Origin of the sequence: Treponema parvum (assembly GCF_017893945.1) — a bacterium.
Lineage (GTDB): Bacteria > Spirochaetota > Spirochaetia > Treponematales > Treponemataceae > Treponema_D > Treponema_D parvum_A.
In genome coordinates this window covers 890,235-909,077 of sequence record NZ_CP054257.1, presented here as the reverse complement: position 1 = coordinate 909,077, position 18,843 = coordinate 890,235, and the positions used below count along the sequence as shown (strand labels likewise).

Below are 18,843 nucleotides of genomic sequence, written 5' to 3'. Positions count from 1 at the left end.
ATATCTTATTTTGCCGCTTTTTTGATCAATTTACCGACGGTTTCCGTAGGCTGTGCGCCGACGCTGAGCCAGTACTTAACGCGTTCGGCATTAAAAGAAACCTGATCGCCTTCTTTTGCAATCGGCCGATATGTTCCAAGTTCTTCAATGCAGACGCCGTCGCGCGGCTTACGCGAATCCTGAACGACAATACGGTAGTACGGCTGCTTTTGCGCGCCGAATTTCTTTAGTCTGATCTTTACCACCTGCTTACCTCCGTAAAAGACTCAAACGGAATGACGTCAAGTCTTAAAATATATGCCGCAATACAATGCGATATAAGAAAATAGTTTAACGCAAACAAAGGATTTAGTCAAAGGGCGTAAAAAGCCTGCCAAGCATTGAGTTTACGCTCAACTTAGCAAAGAATACCCCCATACACGGAGGTGTAATAAAGTGTAGGTTTTGTGCCGGTCTCAAAGGTTTTCCACTTCTTCTTTGGTGAGGCCGGTCATTGTACAAATTTCGGCAATGGGGTAATTATGCGTACGCATAAGTTTTGCCGTTTCAAGTTTTGTCTGGTATGCGCCGTCGGCAAAGCCTTGTTGGACACCTTGTTTTATGCCTTGTTGTATGCCGTCCCTTCGCGCATCCATTTCAAATGATTGTATTAACATGTACTCTTTCCTCCTCTCCTCATTTTTTTTTAGTTCTTTGATATACCTGTCTATTTTACGGATAAACGGTTTATCGCTGACAACGCCGTTCATGTATTCCAAAAAAGCTTTGAGTTCAGGGTCAGGCGTCTTATCTGCGGCAGTGCTGTTGATAATGACTCTAGTTATGCCGTCCTGTAATGCGATTTCTGTATTCTCGCTGCATATCGTTTTGAAGGTATATACAGGGAGGCCTCTGTTCAGGTAGTCGAACGGGCAAAAAAAACAGAATAAACGAATCCGGCAAATCGGTATAATGCCCACCTTTTTCAAGGCTGCTTACGTCGATAACAGATTGATAGTAGCGTAAGCGTTTAGCAAGGTCTTGTTTATTTGTTGTCTGCATCTCCACATCGTAAACGCTGCCGTTGCTTCCGGTAACCCATACATCAAGGCGTATGCTTTTTGCATAGCCTGTTTGGTCAAAGGTTTTTTGATAGGTTATATCACTAATCGGCCCGATCGAGTCTGCAAGTACCATATTCAATACCGCCGTACAGATAGATTTATCCTGCATAACCGCTCAAAACATATAATCGTCGGTTATCGTTAAATCGTCAAAACGTTTTTGCATAGGCAGCCCTCTCTTGTCGTATTATACCACAGTTGCAGCAATTTTATGAGGGACCCCTGATCCGAGCGGAACGGGAGTCGCGATCCTGGCGATTCGAAAGGCTCGATCCAGACAGGTGGGCAGGTCTGATCCGCTCGATACGAGAGGCTCGAATAGGGCGATGCGAAACGTTCGTATAGGGCGATACGAAAGGATCGAACGGGACGGATCGCGAGTTTTTCAGACTATGCGCCCACGCTTTATGAACTTATGCGCCCATGCTCTGCGGGTCTATGTACCAATGCTCTATGGGGCTATGCGTCCATGCCCTGTGGGCGTATGCACCCATACTCTATGGATGTATGTGCCCATACTGTCGGGAGCTATCCCTCCGCACTGTATGGAGCTATGGCTCCGTGAATTACCTATTGCTTATTGCTTCTTCAGTACGCCTGATTTATCATTATCCCACTCAACTTTCCAGTTCTGCGCGGGAGTTGTAGCTGCCCGCGGTGTTACTTTAAATTTAGCCGCATCAGCAGCAGATTTAACGCCTTTGACAACCACCCGTCCGTCAATATAGCCACTATCAACCCCAGGGGTAGTGCCAATGTCCTTCATCGTGAGTCTTGCTACAGTAGGAGTACTAGTCAGCGCACCGGTAACGGTAATAAACGCCCCACTGGAATCATTATCCAAATACACGTCGTTGAAGCTCTTTGTCGCGGTATTCGTTTGGGTTGACGGTGTAATAACCGCACTGCCTGACATCTTAAATACGGTTCCGTCCTTTGCATACACGCCGCCGCCGTGCGCTTTGTTTGACGTCACTTCAGCCGTACAGCCGGTAATGCTGCCCCCTTCCATAGTAAAGGTGCCGCGTTGCGTTCCGTTGGCATTAATGTACACACCGCCGCCTGCCGCATCGGTAAATCCGGGGCCGCCTGCCGTACAGCCGGAAATCTCTCCGCCTTCCATAGTAAAGGTACCCGCTCCCCCATTTGGAGAATCATACGCATCAATATATACGCCGCCGCCCAATTTTGATGTATTGCCCGATATCGTTGCCCCGGGCTTCATTATAAACTCACCATATACTACATATACGCCGCCGCCTACCACAAATGCAGTACCGTTCAAAGCCGTATTATCGGAGACCGTACCGTTTAAAGTAAGTTTTCCGCTCTTTATAAAAATACCGCCGCCTCCGGCTTCCAGGCCGCTTGAGCCGGCTGTTTGATTGTGCTGTATGAAGCTGCCTGCAGAAACGTCGAGCGTTCCGTTTGCAATGTAGATACCGCCGCCCCTTTTTGACTTATTGCCGTCGGATGCCGTGCTGCCGCCGATAGTTGCATTGGTGAGCGTAAGCTTGCTGTCCTTGACATACACGCCGCCGCCGTTCTCGTCTGCGGTACAGCTCTTTATCTGCGTGTTTGTCAAGGTAATTTCGGCACCATCTTCTGCGTAAATGCCGCCGCCTGCCCCCGTTGCCCCGCACTCTTTAACGGTACAGTTTGTAAGTTTTGCCTTGCCCCCCGCTTTGACAAGTATGCCGCCTCCCAGCGCTCCTTCTCCCGAACCGGCCACTTTTCCGCCTGTGAGCGTAATGTCTTTAAGCGTGATTTCTCCGCCGTTTTCTACGGTAAAGATGCGGTGAGGCGTTGGAGGACGATTGGTGCCGTTGCTGTTTGCGTTGAGTACGGGAGTTGAGCCGATCCCTTTTACGGTAATCTTTTTTGTTACGCTGATCGCACCGTAGTTATCCGTCGTGCTTGTTGCCGTTATAGCACCCTGTACAAGGAATTCATCGCCGTCTTCCACGCTCTCCGCCTCAATCGAATTTTTCAGCGTCTTCCACGCATCGGAACCGCTTGGTATGGGCGTCGTCGCCTGTTTCAAAACGAGGGCGCCGCCGTTATATTTCAGCTTCCATGAAATCGTCGAAGGCGGAGGCGAGGAATTGGGCTCGTCGGCTATTTTAAACCTGTCCGCATACCCGCTGATGTCTTCTCCGGAAGTCTTTACGATTACACGATTCGCCGCATAATCTTCAGGCGTTATCTTTGCGACGGTGTGAGTGCCGGTAAGCTCACCGTTAACGGTTATCTTTGCGTTTTTTGATGGATCATACGGACTATCTGTGTCCGCTCCCAAATAGACGTCGTTCCCCTCGTCAATCTTTGCATTGCCCGATATATTGAAAGTACCGCCGCTTTTTACATAGATGCCTGCACCTTTGCCGTTTGGCGCATTGTTGGCGGAGATCACGCAGCCCGATCCGACTGTGAGACTGCCGCCTTCTCTGACCCATAACGCGCCGCCCTGTCCGGTGATTCCAATTACTTTACAATTCTTAATATCCGTATCCGTCATTTCGCATGAAGAACCGTTATCACCTATAGAGATGCCGCCGCCGTAACCGCCGGAAGCTTTACCGTTTTGCAGCGTTACATTTTTAAGAATGAGCTTTCCATTATAAACTATACTAAAAACGTTGCATAGATTTGAAGCATCGAGTATCGAAGATGTTTTGGAATCCCCTATGAGGGTAACCGTTTTGCCCGGATAATCATGCGCATCACGTTCTCCGCTGACCTCTATAGCGCTGTCGTTTTCTACTAAAGAACCGTCTGGAAGCGGAGGATAACCGATATTTTCCGCCTTTATGGTTCCGCTTATTTTGACGGTGCCTGCTTCGTCTAAGTCGATTTTCTCTATGGCGGCGCCGAGCATATACCACATCGGCAAATTGTTGACGGCTTTTATTTCCCTGCGTACTTTGTAGTACAGCGTACGCGTAGCGCTGTCATCAAAGCCCTCGCCGGATGCTTTAAAGCTGACTTTGTACACGGCTTCACCGCCTGCGTCCGCCGGAGAAGGAAGCGTAACGACGGCGCTTTGCCCCGCATTAACGCCTATGCTGCCGTCTACGTCGGAACCCGATACCCATTGGACACCCGGACGCACGGTAACACCTGCAGGATAATCTGTCCCGTCAGGCTTCTTAATCGTGAGCTTTACGGCCTTCCCGTATGCGCTGTACACGGGGATCGCGTGAGTTTCGTCCGAACCGTTAAGGGTACCGCCGCCGTTTAAGTCGTTGCTGTCTATGGTAGCTATGGTACCCGGCGTAACAATTTTAGTCGCTTCGGTATACACACCGAAAGCGGCTACATTGTCTATATCCGCATGGGCGAATACCTTAGGATCGGGAAGCGTGCGCTTACCTATCGTCTGTTCCGCACGCGCTGAATAAAACTTTCCGTCAAAGAGGCGTATGCCGTATTTTGCCGTAACTCCGCCGACGGGAACGTCCGTTTTAAGATAGAGCACCCACGGGCCGGAAGGAACATCGTCCGGCTGCGGACTTCCCGAAAGGGTGTCCGCTTCCGTACCCGATAACTTATCGACAGCCGCTTCCGGGATAAAAGTGCCGCCCGAGTTTGTAATATTAAAATCGGTTGTAGTAAGCGTAACGGGACATGGAGTTTCAGTGCCGCCGTTTTTGCTCACATATACATGTGTAAGGTCGCCGTGCAGCTTTTTCGGAGGAACGCCGGACAGCACGTTTTCACCGGGCAGACCTGCGACTTTAAAGCACAAAACGTAATAGTGCTTGCCCTGCGAGTCGGGTGTACGCGTTTTAAAAAGCGCGATTTTACCGGCTTCCGCCTCAACGGGTGCGGGATCCGGCGGCGGTGTGTTCGCTTCCAAACTAAAAGAATAAATTTGATTGAATTTTCTGCCGTCAGTACTGTAGAGTTTGATCGAAGCTCCGATGTTCGCGCTGCTTTGCTCATAGCGTTTCAAAAAAGCCGCTCTGTACGTGAGCGTCAGCGTATTTTGTCCGCTTTGCGTAAGCGTATAATCGGCGCCTACTGCAGGCGGATTAGTTCCCGATAAGTCGTGTATGCCGCTTCCGAAAGTTACGATATCCGTCGGCGCTCCGGAACCCGGCATGATGAACGAAAAGTTTTTAGGATTGCGCACGGTGAGCGTGATAACCGCATCGCTTGCCGACGGCACGCATTGAACGCCTGCGGGGCTTGTCTGCACCGTAGATGCCGCTCTGAAATTTGTGATAGCGGGTTCCGACGCCCAATATGAAAAATCTTCTTCTATATCTGCAAACAGTTCTTTGCAAGCCGTCACGCCCAAAAGCAGCGCGATCGAAGCGGCGCCGATAAGTACCGTGATAATCTTACGCATTCTCAAAATTTCCTTTTTCTTTTCTATATTAGCAAAGGAGCCTCGCGTTCAAAAAGTCATCATATACACAACGGCGCCATTATATCAGATTATTATACACTTCCCATTCCTTTTCGTGCAAGCGTGTGTATTGCCCGATGTTTTATTACCTGAAAAAAAATGCGTCAATAAAAAAAATATTGACAAATTGTATATGGCATATGTATAGTAATTTGGACACGTTGATATGGGCAAAACGATTGTACACGGTAAATTCGAGTGGGATGCCGATAAGGAGGAAAGGCAGTATGAAAAATGGTGCAGCCAATTTTACGGCTGAGAGAGTTGCAAAGCTCCGCCAAAATATTGATTTTTCGGACATTCCCGAAATTAAAGATTTTTCAGGCGGACACCTTAGAAACCGGAAACCGGAAAAAAAACCCGTATCATTCAAAATAGATCTCGATAATTTACAGTGGCTGCAAAGCGAAGACACTAAAGGCTATCAAAAAAAGATGAACGGCGTGCTCCGCTGGGCACGGTTAAACGGCGGCACCCTAACGCAAATATAAATATGCTTAAACTGAATCCCCGCTTTCAAATGCCGTTGTAAATTAAAACATCCAGCCGACGGAAAGCTGCGGTTGGAACATATACTTCGGAAAGCCTTTTCTGAAAACAAAAAAATGATCGACGTTAAATTCCATATACATTTTTTTATGGACAAAGGCCTGCAGCGCCGTTCCCGCATCTACGTCGAAACCCCAATACCAATACTCAGGACTTTGCGCGCTTCCGCCGTCAAATGAAAATTTGCTCTTCATCAAAAACACCGCCCCTCCGCCGGCATAAAAACCGAGGTTTAAGCGGCGTTTTACGATGGGATACACATATGCTGCATTCAAATGCGAAAGCATCAGCGTACCGTCAATAACATAACCGTCATGCTCGTTGTGCAGCATTGCGGCGGAATAATTTAAATTAAAGCCAAAGTTGCCGTAGGTTCTTTTAATCGGCAGTACGGTAAGGCGGAAGACGCCGCCCAACGGAGCTGCAGTGCGGTTATAATATTCTTTAAACACGCTTTCGCCCGTAAAACCCGTAAATGCATAGCCGAGCGAAACGTAGGCGTCTACCGGCTTTTGAAAGCGGAACAACACATCTTCACTTTTACCGGTAAGACCGCTCCTGTCCTGCGCGACAAAAACGTAAGAGCCCGGCTGGAGCCTGCCCGTATTCAATTCAAACCTGGCTCTTTTTCCGTCTTTGGAAATTTCTTCGGGTTTAAGCTCTATAGTACCGCCGCCCTTTTCAAGAAAAAAGACGGTATCTTCCAAAAAATTTACGCCGGTTACGGTAAGCCGTCCGTCAAAAAATTCGTCAAGATATATCAAATGCGGCGTTACGTTTTCAACCGCCGGCTGGTATGCAATTAATATGTCAAAATTTCTATATGCGCTGGTCGCTTCCCTTTGCTCAAGTAAATTGATGACGGTTACCTTATAGCGATAGCTTCCGGGAGAAAGCGACACGTCGACAAAATTATCGTGCACGATTTTTTTGTCGATTTCGCGCCAAACGCCCGGACCGTCTTTATGCTCAAGAATAAATTCAAAACCGAAAATATCGGCGATCGCGTCCCACGACAAACGCTGATAAAGCACTTCTCCGGTCTCTTCTTCCCGAATAAAATAGTGTTTTTTATTTTCTAAATCGGAGCGGCCGTCCTTACTCTGAGCGGTGAGCGGCAGCGCTAAAAGCAGACACAAAAACGCCGCTGCAAGTTTTTTATTTTCCCTTTTATTTTCCATAGAGCACTCCGGGAGCGTCGGTATCTACCTTTACCGCCTTAGGAAGATCTATAACAAAGCGGCGGCCGGAAACTGTGCCGTTTTGAAAAAGCAGGCCGGTTTTAAGCCTGCGTTCGGCTGCTACTTCCGCATAAAATGTTCCACGCGATAGGAGCGAGATGTCCGTAAATTCAAACACACACACGTCGTCTGCACCCGCTGCGCCGGAAGCGGCTTTTTGAGCGTCTATTTCGCGCTCAAAAATCTTTTGCTTTTTTTCGTCATAAAGCCTGAACGTATAATGGGTAGCTTCATTGTTCTTTTTCCAGCGGAACAAAATACTCCTGTTTGTTTTAAAAAAGCCGACCCCGAGCGTTTCGTTTTCTCCGGGGAATACGAACAAAACCTTTTCAAGCGGCGGTATGGGCAAAACGGTAAACCTGCCGTCCTGCAGCGACGAAACATCGAACCCGTCTTCGGTTGCTGCTATTACTCTCCATCGATAATTTCCGGCCGCAAGAGGAGGAAGATTCACGGAAAAATCGGGATTTGAAACGGAAAGCACGCTGCCTTTTTGTCCTGCCCTCTCAAGCACGAGTCGGCTCGTTGCGGGTTTGTCGACCGCGTACCACTTTAAAATCCCCGGATTGAGAGCGGCCTCTACGCCGCCGATTCTTGCATTGTCGGCAGGCGTCACAAGTTCTACGGGGTGCAAATGCTTAAGGGTAAACGCCATGTCCGCCGCATAGCTGTAGCGCCGGCTTGACGTAAGCGTCGCTGAAGCAAAGCCCTGCACGCTTATTATGTAATCTCCGTCCTGTATCGACTGCAAAGCCGCCTCAATTTTCGTACCGGTAACGTACAGGTCTTCGTACAAAGGCTCCGAATCAAAACCCGGCTTTGTAATTTTAACCTGATAATAATCCGCACCGGGAACGGCGGTCCACGAAAACGTGTTTTTCTGTTTAGGATGAATGGCAACGACCTTTTTAAGGCCTACAAGTTCCGGAGAAGGAAGGGCCGGCGCTATAGTTAATTTTTTAGGCTGGGTCTGAAGTCCTTCAAATTCGTTTTTTACCGATATGCGCCAATAGTATTCCCCCTTGTTTAAAACTATGCCGTCTATGCCGGATCCTTGAGTTTTTATGTCGAGTACGGGATTGGAAAAGTCCTGAGAAGATGACACTTGAAAACGCTGCTCGCCGTCCAAATTCGTTTTCCATGTAAAACGGGTGTCAAGACAAAGCGTGTCGGCAAGCGTGTAGCCTTCCGGAGGAAACAGAGAGCGCAAAACAACTTCGCTGTCGCGGCTTCTGAACGCCGAGGATGCGCTCACAGTCAGCCGCTCGTCGTTTTTGTCCAATCCTTCTACCGTCCAATAGTACGTGCCGTTAGGGAGCGTTTTTGCGGCTCTTTTCAGTTCATAATAATTGATGTCGCAAGTCCGCTCTGCTACAAGATTATCCATCGATTCGTTTTTTGAAATGCGGAGCTTGTATTTTTTTACTTCTTTTACGGGTTTCCATGAAAAATTAACGCTTTTACTTTCGGCGGTGTCGGCAATTTTTCCAGGAGCGATGAGTTCTATAGGCGGAAGCTCTTTTTGTTTTTCAATAGAAAAAGAGGAAACTGCAGAAGGCACGGATCGGACGCTTTCGTCGGTTATGTAATTAGGAATTACCCGCCAATACCAAGTTCCTTCGCTCAAATTTGAAAACGAAACGGATTCTCCTCCCACCTGTTTGAATACGGCGGGATTTTGCATATCGGGATTGTCGGCGGCTTCAAGCGTGTAAGACGAACACAGGTCGTTGCCCTTCCACAAAAAATTTACGGCGGGAAGAGTTTCTTTGTACAAATAGCGCTTTTCCGAAGCGGGTTCCAAAAGTTTGGGAGGCGGCGCCGCTAAAACCGTGAGCTTTCCCGAATCCGAAGATTCGTCGGACACGCCCTTTTCCGCCGCATACAGCCGCCAATAAACGGTACCGGGAGTTTCATCAAGCGTAACTTCTTTTAGCCCCGTAACCGAAAGTCTATATGGTTTTGTCTTAAAATCGCGGCTCCTTGACGTTTCCAAAACAAGTTCCGTGCTGTCGGCAAATGAACTGTTCCACGCAAACGATACGGGAATAGCTCCTCCGTCCGGGCTTTGGTTGATTATCTTCGCTCCCGACGCCGGGCTTATCATAGAAACAAAGGCCTTATTTCCGGTACTTACGACTTCTCCCTCGGTTAAGACCGTAGTTTGCCGGGCGTCTCCCGTTTGAACTGCGGCATTCTTTCGCCCGACGCCGGAAAGAGAGTTTACTTCCGGCAGCGTAGTAAGAGCTGCTTCTCCTTTTTCTACCGTAAGACGAAGATTTCCGCCCGTGCCGGATTCTTTAGCCCCGGAAGCGCTTTTTTCATTCCCTGCAGATGCTTCTTCCGCCGGACTTTCAGGCTTTTCAAATTTTTGCACGTGCAGAACAGAATCTTTTTCGATAGCGACGGAAACGTTATCCGCCTTTACGGCCACTTTGGAACCGCTTGTCTGCACGGAAATATTGCCTTCCGAAACCTGAACGGCAGTTTCTTCCTTTTGCGTCTGCTTAAAAATCTGAATCATAGTGTTCGCGCCGACGTTTATAACGTTTTTATCGGGGAAAAAAATCGTCGCTTCGGACGCGGGTGCGGTTCTGATTACGTCGCCGTTATACACGGGCGAATACTGCACAGGCCTGTCCCACACTGAGCGGTCGATAAATTTGCGCTGAACGCTTTTGTATTTATAAGAAACGGAGGCTACCGGCACTTTGTCGTTCCGTTCTACGGTTCTATTTAAATTTTGATAAAATAAAAACGCGGTGTAGAATATGGCGGAAAGAGAAAACAATACGACGATGATGTCCTGCCAAACGCTTGAAGCGGCGTCAGGATTGTATTTTGTATTTCTTTTCGTCTTCATTGAGATTTACCTTTGCAAAATCAGGAGTAGGAATTCCCAGCGCCTGTCTGATCTGAGCGAGCGATTTCGGCCCCTTCGCTCCCGCGCCGGGTATGCCTTCCTCTTGGGGCATATTGATAACCGCAAACATCCTGAGCGGTTTTTCTTTGCCTTTAACCGTAACCGACGGCATCTCTTCAACAAGCACATGATCTTTCACAAGCTCGTAAGTATATTCCGTGATGAGAATATCAGTGCCCATGGGCTTATTCAGAGCTTCAGTGCGGGATGCCAAATTTACGGCGTCGCCTATAACCGTGTATTCCATGCGCTGAGTAGAGCCTATCTGACCTGCGACTACGGGACCTGAATTTATGCCGCAGCCGATACGGATTATCGGTTTTTTGTCGCCGCCGCGCCCCCTGTTAAAAACTATAAGGTTTGCCCGCATGCGGAGCGCAGCGCGTATGCAGTTTAGAGCGTCTTCTTTGGGACTTCCTACCGAAATGGGCGCACCCCATACGCTCATGATCGCGTCTCCTATAAATTTGTCGACGACTCCGTGCGTCATATTCACGCATTCTACCATCGACGTCATATATTCGTTTAAAAATTCAACTACTTCCGACGGCAAAAGTTTTTCTGAAATAGCCGTAAACGAGCGGATGTCCGAAAAGAAAATTGTTACGTCTTTTGTTTCGCCGCCCAGCGCAAGTTCGCCGCGCATGGCAAGTTCCGCGATTTCCTTATTGACAAACCTGCCGAACGAGTCTTTAAGCCGCTCGCGCTCCGCAAGTCCTTTGCCCATCTTCACAAAGCTCGATGTTAAAAGTCCGAGTTCATCGCGCGTCTTCGGCTTCAAATCGATTTCAAATTCGCCCTGTTCGATCCGCTCCGCTGCGCGCGCAAGCGTTTTTACCGGACGGCTGATCGATTTGGAAAAGAACCAGATAAACATGACGGAAAGAAAAAGCACTATTATTCCCAAATAGATGTTGCGCTTTGTAGTTTCGGCTACAGGTTCCAAAAGGACGTCTGCGTCCGCCGTAGTTAAAACTGCAAGATCGCCCAAACTGAGGCGGCGGTATGAGCCGAAATACTTTTTTCCGGCGTTATCGGTGACTAAAAGCTGCCGGTTTGTATCGCCGTTTTCACGCATCTGCGTAAAAAGCGGAAAGTTGCCGACGTTTGCGCCGTTTTTTACCAAATTAAAGTCCGGATGAATTAAAATATCGCCGTCGCCGTTTACCAGATATGTAGTCTGCAGCGTTCCCGCGCCGAAGCTGTCGGACAATTTTTCAGCCGAAAAGAATACGGCCAAACCTTGGTTCAAGCCTTTTTCCGTATACGGATAGCACAGCACAAGCATCGGAATATCGAATATCGGAGACGCGTTTATTACGTGAGTTATGCCGCGTTCCGTCTGCAAGATCGTATCCTGAGATTGCGCTAAAAACGTATCTACGAGAGAAGGTTCCAATTCGTTCGATAAAAAAAACGACGTGCTTAAAAGTTTTCTCTCCAACCCGCCTGTGCGCCTTGAATCCGTAACCAAAACTGCGGCCACCGACGGGTTGCGCTCAAAATAAAAATCCGCGGTTTCTTTTGCAAAAGAACCGGAACTGCTCACTCTGTTCAATATGTCCAAAAGCAAAAACGCGTTTGCGCGCAGCGACGACAAATCTTTTTCCGCCAAACCCGCAGCCTGCGCATTTACGGTGCGGTTGTTTTCTTCCGCACTGATGCGGACATCCTGCCCGCCGAACCACGTAACCAACAGCGTTACGATTCCCAGCGATACGATTGTCAAAACTGAAATGATGACGACGAGTTTCGCCCCGATTGAAAATTTTACATATTTTCGATTATCGTCTTTTTTCTCTTCAGGCATCTTTTATCCGCCGCTCCGTTCGATACTTTTATAACTGTGATTAACCGGCGCTAACATATTTTATCGCACGCCAACGCCGTTAATTAACATTATCAATCTACTATTAAACAATAAATTTGAAGAAAAAGCAATCAGAGCGTTAAATTTCAGAATAAATGGAGCGGCTCATCGCGCTTTTTGCACCTACGCCGCCGTGTTACGCCGCATTTTGCGCCGGATGCCCATATTCCGCCGTGTTCTGCCGCGGCCTCATCTTTTTTCCGGCCGTTAAAATTTTTTATCTTTGTAATAATCGATGATAAAATAGTAGCATATAGTATGTATTATAAATGTTATCGCCCATGACAGCGGATAAGAAATATACAAGGCCATAAGAGTTCTTTTTACAAACGTAAATACCGTAAGCACCCAAACCACCCGGAAAGCGCAAGCGCCTAAAAACGATACAACCATGGGCAAAGAAGAATGACCGAGCCCGCGCAATATTCCAGACATAACGTCCATCGCGCCGCATAAAGCATAGGTGGTTAAGATGACGGACAATCTGAGCTTAGCCACGGAAATAACTTTATCGTTAGCGGTGTAAAGCAAAAGTATTTTATCGCAAAGGATGTACACCGCCCATCCGCCTACGATGCCCGTAATAAACACCAGCACAAGCGTTTCAAAATGAATCTTCTTTATTCTGTCAAACTTATGAGCGCCGAAATTCTGACTTACAAAATTCATGGCGGTTTGGTAAACGGCCGTCATGGAAACATATACGAAACCTTCTACATTTTGAGCGGCGGCATTTCCCGCCATAGCGGTGGAACCGAAAGAATTTACGGAAGATTGTATGAGCATGTTCGACAGCGAAAAAACCATTCCCTGAAAACCTGCGGGTATTCCTATTTTCAAAATCTTGATCGTAGGATACTTGTACATTTTTATTTCTTTTAGAATCAGTTTGTAATCGCTGTCTGAGCGGACAAGGGTGTACAACACCAAAAATCCCGAAAGATACTGAGAAATTCCCGTAGCGTAAGCTACGCCGTCAACTCCGAGTCCCATTACAACTACAAAAAAAATGTTAAGAAACACGTTAAGAACCCCTGCGGCAAAAAGAAAATACATGGGGCGCTTTGTATCTCCGGCGGCTCTCAGTATGGCGCTTCCGAAGTTGTAAAACAAAAGACCGGGTATGCTTAAAAAATAGATGCGTATGTACAAAACCGACAAGTCAAGAACGTCGGGAGGATTTCCCATAGCGGAAAGTATAGGCCGTGAAACTAAAAGCCCCAATACTGTAAGCGATATGCCGCCCACGAACGAAAGCATGACGGCGGTATGTACGCTTTCTTTTAACGCTTCTTTTTCACCCGCGCCGTAGCAGTTGGCGACGACCACTCCCGCTCCGACCGAAAGTCCCATAAAAAGATTTATTATAAAATTGATAAACGCTGTGGTGGAACCTACGGCCGCGAGCGCTTCTTTACCGACAAAGCGTCCTACGACTACAATGTCCGCAGCGTTAAACAACAGCTGCAGTATGCCTGAAACGGCGAGAGGTAAGGCAAAAGCGATGATCTTTGGGAATAATGCGCCGGAGCACATATCCATTTCGTATTTTTTGTCGGACATTCTACCTGCCTTAAGACATTCTACCTGGCTGAAAAACGGCTTAAAAACGCCTTTGAACGCTCGTGTTTGGGATTATCTATCACGTCTTCAGGCCTTCCCTGTTCCACTATAACGCCGCCGTCCATAAATATTATATAATCGCTCAAACTGCGCGCAAAGGCCATTTCATGAGTGACTACTACCATAGTCATTTTTTCTTCGGCAAGATCCTTTATCACCGAAAGAATTTCTCCCGTGAGTTCGGGATCGAGGGCGCTCGTAGGTTCGTCGAACAAAAGCACTCTGGGCTTCAGAGCGAGAGCTCTAGCAATAGAAACCCGCTGCTGCTGTCCGCCACTGAGCTCACAAGGATAAGAATGCGCCTTGTCTGCAAGCCCCATTTTATTTAAAAGCGAAAAAGCGGTTTTTTCCGCCGCCGCTTTAGGAATTTTAAGCACATGGATCTGCGCGTCCACGATATTTTTTAAAACCGAAAAATGCGGGAACAGATTAAAATTTTGAAAAACAAGCCCCAACATCAGATTTATTTCTCTTAGCCCCGCCTTGTCCGTGTAAACGCCGTTTTTGACAAGCGGCTTTCCGCATACCGTAATTGAACCGCCTGAAACGTCCGTAAGCTGAGTTATACAGCGCAGCAAGGTTGATTTTCCCGATCCTGAAGGACCGATTATTCCGAGTACGTCGCCTTCATACAACGAAAAAGAAATATCCTTGATTATTTCAAGATTCCCGAAAGATTTTTGGAGATTTTCTACTTTGATGACTTCTGTCAACCGCTTTTTTTCCTGCATAACAAAACTACCGTACGCCGCTTTCCGGCGGTATTTTCAGCGATAATAGGCAAGTTTATTTTCAATTTGCCTAAACGCGATGGAAACAGCCCAGTTCATAATAAAATAAAACACTCCCGCTACAAAGATCGGCATAGTAGAAAAAAGACGGCTGGACGTAGTCTGAGCGACATGTAAAAGCTCGGCGACGCCGATGATCTGCACAAGGGCGGTATCTTTTACAAGCGTTATAACCTCATTTCCCATAGCGGGAACGATCCGTTTTATCACCTGCGGAAGTATAATGCGAAAAAAAGTTTGAGAAGTTGTATAGCCTAAAACCTTTGCAGCTTCATATTGCCCCGCGTCCACGGACTGTATTCCTCCGCGGTATATTTCCGCAAAATATGCGGCATAATTTATTGAAAGAGCGATTATAGCGGCGGTAAATCTGTCGTAAGAAACGCGGAACAAGTGATATGGCGCAAAATACACAAAGATGAGTTGGAGCATAAGCGGCGTTCCGCGTATTATGAGCATAAAAACGTTTGCAGCCTGAGAGAGAACGACGTTTTTAGACATGCGTGCAAAGGCTATGGGAAGCCCCAGCGGAAGAGAAAACAGCAATGTCAAAAAAAACACTTCAAGGGAGATAACGCTGCCTTGAAGCATCGCCGACAACATCTGAAGCATCGGTCAGGTCTTGCCTTAACGGCCTATTACGGAAATATCTTTTCCGAACCATTTGCCGGAAATTGCGGCGACGGTGCCGTCTTTTTGCATCTCTTCAAGGATTTCCTGAACTTTATCGCGCAGTTTTACGTCGTTTTTTCTAAATCCGATCCCGTATTCTTCGGCGGAAAGACCTTCGTCCAGCGCCGTAAACGGTTTTTTAGTCGTGGTTATGCTGTAATTGCCTACGACTTCGTCCATTACTACCGCGTCGATCTGCTTTATTTCAAGATCGTTCAAAGCCGTGATATTGTCTTTAAACATGACGATGCTTTTAAGCGACGATTTAAAAGAACCTGAAGAATCTATGGCGTCCTGAGCGCTGGAACCGCTCTGAACTCCGACTTTTTTACCCGCCAAATCCGAAAGAGACGCAATGCCGGAATCTTTTCTCACTATAACGATCTGCCTGTTATTTAAATACGGTTTGGTAAAAGCCAAGGCTTTTTCCCGCTCAGGCGTAACGGTAAAACCGTTCCAAATGCAGTCGATTTTTCCCGTATTGAGTTCCTGCTCTTTTGCGTCCCACTGAATGGGCTGAGCTTTGAATTTTACTTTAAGGCGGGCGGCAACTTCCTTTGCCAAATCTATATCGTATCCTACGATCTCATTTGTTTCGCTTCTAAATCCGAGCGGAGGAAAAGAATCGTCAAGTCCTAAAACAAAGACGCCCCGCTTTTGCAGATTTTCAAGAGAATTGTCCAAAGCGCCGGCGGCGGCTTCCGTCTTTTTTGCACACGAAACGAGCGATAAAAAAGCGATTCCGATCAGTGCGATTTTTTTAATTTTTTTCATTTTTTTCCCCTTAAAAAACGATATTCAAGGAAATTTCGATTTCCGAGTATGCCGTTTTCGCGCGCTTTTGCGCACGGTTATAAATCCGGCTCAAGCAGTTCCATTTCAGAAGCCGGTTCCGAATTTTCAAAATTCCCGTAAAAAGGAATGTTTTCCTTTTCCGAAATAAGCTTATACAAAGGAACGGCGTCTTTTACTCCTTTTAAAAAGGCCGTATCGCAGTATTCGCAGTTAAAATACGGGGCGACCAAACGGAAAGTTTCGCCGCTTATAAGAACGGAAGTGCCGTATACCTTATTTATGTCTTCGATCCTAGACGCAATATTAACATTTGAGCCGATAATAGTATAGTCAAGTCGCTGCAGCGATCCTATGTTGCCTACGATCATATCGCCCGTATTTATTCCTATTCTGGTAAAAAGCGGTTTTTGGATAAGTTTTTCATGCAAAAGCTGTTCGTTCAGGATGTTTTCCATCTTTTTCATGCGCAAAGCCGAAAGGCAGCAGCGTACGGCATGATCGGGGAACCTGTGCGGCGCTCCGAAAAACGCCATTATGGCGTCTCCTTCAAATTTATCGATGGTGCCTCCGAGTGAAATTATGACTTGAGTCATTTCCGTCAAATACATATTCAATACGCGGACAAGGTTGGGAGGATTCATCTCTTCCGTCAAGGAGGTGAAATCCTTCAGATCCGTAAAAATCACGGAGAGACACTGCTTTTCGCCGCTTGTGTCTATCGCCTTTCCGTCCGAAATAATGTTTTGAACAAGTTCGGGAGAAACATAGCGTGAAAAAGCGTACTGCAGCCGGCTCTTTTCTTCGTTCAAAAGCTCAGCCGTAAAATACAGCAAGGATTTATTCAATATGCGTATGATAGGATTGAATTTTCTATACTCTTCGGGGCGGAATGACGCACCGGAAGCTTTATCTTTTCCTATAACTAAAAGAACTTTTTCCGAAATATTGCTGAAATCTTCCAAGGGAAAAGAGATATAACCCGAACTGTGAACAAAGACTCCGTTTTTTGAAACGGCGTTTTCTTTTCGTTCTTGAAAGACGGAAGAGCCTGAAGGTATGTTTCCGTCGTCCGACGTTTTTACATACTGAGCGTCCGACTTTTTTGAAAAACAGAACGCTACGAATTCAACGTCCAAGCGCCCCCATAACCATATCGAGAGAGTTTGAAAGACCATCTCTGAGGAACTCTGATTTTGCAGAGATCTTTCCAGCAGATCAAAATCCAGCTGTTCGAAATGTAATCCGCTTCCGGAAGAATTTTTATCATCATCCATATCCGGTCGACATTACCTCTTTTGTCGTGCAAATTCCTTTAATAAAAGAATCTGTTCTTTTACTCTCTCAGAAGAAGGTCCGCCCGTCAAATTTCTGGCGTTTACGCAAGCGTCTTTAGTAATTCTACTATAGATATCTTCTGAAATCAAATCAGAGCATGACTTAAAATCCGAAATATCAAGATCTTCAAGCCGGCGCTGTTTTTCTATCGCAATTCGAACGGCTTTTGCGGCCACGCCGTGCGCAGTTCTAAACGGCATTCCTTTTTTTACAAGATATTCGGCAATGTCCGTCGCGTTAAGATAGCCGCCGTCGCATGAGACGCTCATGGTATCGCAATTCCATTCGGCGCTTGAAATCATCTTTGTAAAAACATTGACGCAGGAAATCACCGTGTCGTAAGAATCAAAGAGGCTTTCTTTGTCTTCCTGCATGTCGCGGTTATAAGACAGGGGCAGGCCTTTCATCATCGTAAGAAGCGCAATTAAACTGCCGTAGACCTTTCCCGTTCGCCCGCGAATCAATTCCGCAAAGTCGGGATTTTTCTTCTGCGGCATGATGGAACTTCCGGTAGACCATCTTTCGCTCAATTCTATAAAAGAAAATTCCGTAGAAGCCCAAATGACGATCTCTTCGCAAAAACGCGACAGGTGCATTTGAATAAGCGCAAAGCAGGAAGCAAATTCTATGCAGTAATCCCTGTCGGAAACGGCGTCCAAAGAATTTTGCACAACTCCGTTAAAGCCCATGTCTTTGGCAGCGCTTTCACGGTTTAAAGGCAGGCTGCTGCCGGCCAGAGCACCCGCTCCCAAGGGCGAAAGAGAAATGCGCTTGAGTCCGTCGGAAAGCCTTTCCGCATCCCGGACAAGCATCCACGCCCACGCGCAAAGGTGATGAGCGAGAGTTACGGGCTGTGCGTGCTGCATGTGGGTAAAGCCCGGCATAATATCTCCGGTATGCGAGTCCGCAATGGAAGCGAGGGTATCAATCAGGGTTAAAAGTCTGTTTTTAAGGTCGGGTATGCGGCGGCGCAAATAAAGCCTTTCGTCAAGGGCGATCTGATCGTTCCGGCTCCTGCCGGTATGGATCTTTTTGCCCGGTTCGCCTATACGGTCGGTTAAGACGCCTTCTATAAACGAATGTATGTCTTCCGCGCTGTAATCGATTGAGAGCCTGCCTTCTTCAAGGTCTTTGCGGATCGAATCAAGGCCTGCAACGATCTTGTCCGCTTCGGACGAGGGAATGATGCCTGCCTCGCCCAGCATCCGGGCATGGGCCTTGCTGCCGTAAATATCGTCGAGAGCCATGCGTTCGTCCACATGGATTGAAGTTTCAAATGCTACCGCTTCCGCGTCGGGGCCCTCGGAAAAACGGCCTTTCCATAAGGCCGCACGATTGTCGGATGTCAATGCGCCGTGTGATTCCATATTACCGATTATACAGAAAAAGAAAGACAGTCTCAACGTGTGAAACGCACTCATCGCATCGCGCACTCGTGCCGCACCGTACCGCTCGTCGCAAGGCGGCCGGATTCAAGGAGCCGCAGAGATTCGGCTAAGTTACCTATACAAAATATAATAAAAAAGT

The 18,843-nt window shown here is 47.3% G+C and carries 14 protein-coding genes; 1 reads left to right on the top strand and 13 read right to left on the bottom strand.

Going from position 1 to position 18,843, the window contains the following annotated elements:
• Nucleotides 1-5: 5 nt before the first annotated feature.
• The 4 genes from rpsP to HRI96_RS04105 form a co-directional block, all read right to left on the bottom strand.
• On the bottom strand, nucleotides 6-245 hold the full coding sequence (gene rpsP, locus HRI96_RS04115) for a 30S ribosomal protein S16 (RefSeq protein ID WP_210118252.1): 240 nt from the start codon (nucleotides 243-245) through the stop codon (nucleotides 6-8).
• Between the two features lie 210 nt (nucleotides 246-455).
• Entirely contained in the window at nucleotides 456-899 is a 444-nt protein-coding gene (locus HRI96_RS11860; protein ID WP_346267174.1) for an Rpn family recombination-promoting nuclease/putative transposase, read from the bottom strand.
• A complete protein-coding gene (locus HRI96_RS11855) occupies nucleotides 817-1,212 on the bottom strand; it encodes an Rpn family recombination-promoting nuclease/putative transposase (RefSeq protein WP_346267167.1) in 396 nt (131 codons plus the stop codon). The genes HRI96_RS11860 and HRI96_RS11855 overlap by 83 nt, the downstream gene beginning before the upstream one ends.
• 468 nt (nucleotides 1,213-1,680) lie before the next feature.
• Nucleotides 1,681-5,457 (bottom strand): right-handed parallel beta-helix repeat-containing protein, encoded by a 3,777-nt coding sequence (locus HRI96_RS04105; protein ID WP_210118251.1) that lies wholly within the window; start codon nucleotides 5,455-5,457, stop codon nucleotides 1,681-1,683.
• Nucleotides 5,458-5,744: 287 nt separating this feature from the next.
• Here HRI96_RS04105 and HRI96_RS04100 point away from each other — a divergent pair, with 287 nt between their 5' ends.
• Nucleotides 5,745-6,008 carry a BrnA antitoxin family protein gene (locus tag HRI96_RS04100; protein ID WP_210118250.1) on the top strand — a complete coding sequence of 88 codons (264 nt, stop codon included), beginning with the start codon at nucleotides 5,745-5,747 and terminating at the stop codon, nucleotides 6,006-6,008.
• 42 nt (nucleotides 6,009-6,050) lie between these two features.
• Here HRI96_RS04100 and HRI96_RS04095 read toward each other — a convergent pair whose 3' ends face one another.
• The 9 genes from HRI96_RS04095 to argH form a co-directional block, all read right to left on the bottom strand.
• Nucleotides 6,051-7,247, bottom strand: coding sequence for a hypothetical protein (locus tag HRI96_RS04095; RefSeq protein WP_210118249.1), 1,197 nt, complete (start codon nucleotides 7,245-7,247; stop codon nucleotides 6,051-6,053).
• Nucleotides 7,237-10,170, bottom strand: coding sequence for a FecR family protein (locus HRI96_RS04090; protein ID WP_210118248.1), 2,934 nt, complete (start codon nucleotides 10,168-10,170; stop codon nucleotides 7,237-7,239). The genes HRI96_RS04095 and HRI96_RS04090 overlap by 11 nt, the downstream gene beginning before the upstream one ends.
• Nucleotides 10,136-12,040 carry an adenylate/guanylate cyclase domain-containing protein gene (locus HRI96_RS04085; protein WP_210118247.1) on the bottom strand — a complete coding sequence of 635 codons (1,905 nt, stop codon included), beginning with the start codon at nucleotides 12,038-12,040 and terminating at the stop codon, nucleotides 10,136-10,138. The genes HRI96_RS04090 and HRI96_RS04085 overlap by 35 nt, the downstream gene beginning before the upstream one ends.
• Before the next feature lie 267 nt (nucleotides 12,041-12,307).
• Nucleotides 12,308-13,663, bottom strand: coding sequence for an MATE family efflux transporter (locus tag HRI96_RS04080; protein ID WP_210118246.1), 1,356 nt, complete (start codon nucleotides 13,661-13,663; stop codon nucleotides 12,308-12,310).
• Between the two features lie 20 nt (nucleotides 13,664-13,683).
• Nucleotides 13,684-14,454, bottom strand: coding sequence for an amino acid ABC transporter ATP-binding protein (locus tag HRI96_RS04075; protein ID WP_210118245.1), 771 nt, complete (start codon nucleotides 14,452-14,454; stop codon nucleotides 13,684-13,686).
• A gap of 36 nt (nucleotides 14,455-14,490) precedes the next feature.
• Complete coding sequence (locus HRI96_RS04070; RefSeq protein WP_210118244.1) at nucleotides 14,491-15,126, bottom strand: amino acid ABC transporter permease; 636 nt, start codon at nucleotides 15,124-15,126, stop codon at nucleotides 14,491-14,493.
• 15 nt (nucleotides 15,127-15,141) lie between these two features.
• Nucleotides 15,142-15,960: an amino acid ABC transporter substrate-binding protein gene (locus HRI96_RS04065; RefSeq protein ID WP_210118243.1), complete on the bottom strand. Its 819-nt coding sequence runs from the start codon at nucleotides 15,958-15,960 to the stop codon at nucleotides 15,142-15,144.
• Between the two features lie 77 nt (nucleotides 15,961-16,037).
• Complete coding sequence (locus tag HRI96_RS04060; RefSeq protein ID WP_210118242.1) at nucleotides 16,038-17,255, bottom strand: adenylate/guanylate cyclase domain-containing protein; 1,218 nt, start codon at nucleotides 17,253-17,255, stop codon at nucleotides 16,038-16,040.
• Between the two features lie 12 nt (nucleotides 17,256-17,267).
• Complete coding sequence (gene argH / locus HRI96_RS04055) at nucleotides 17,268-18,683, bottom strand: argininosuccinate lyase (RefSeq protein ID WP_210118241.1); 1,416 nt, start codon at nucleotides 18,681-18,683, stop codon at nucleotides 17,268-17,270.
• Between the last annotated feature and the right edge of the window lie 160 nt (nucleotides 18,684-18,843).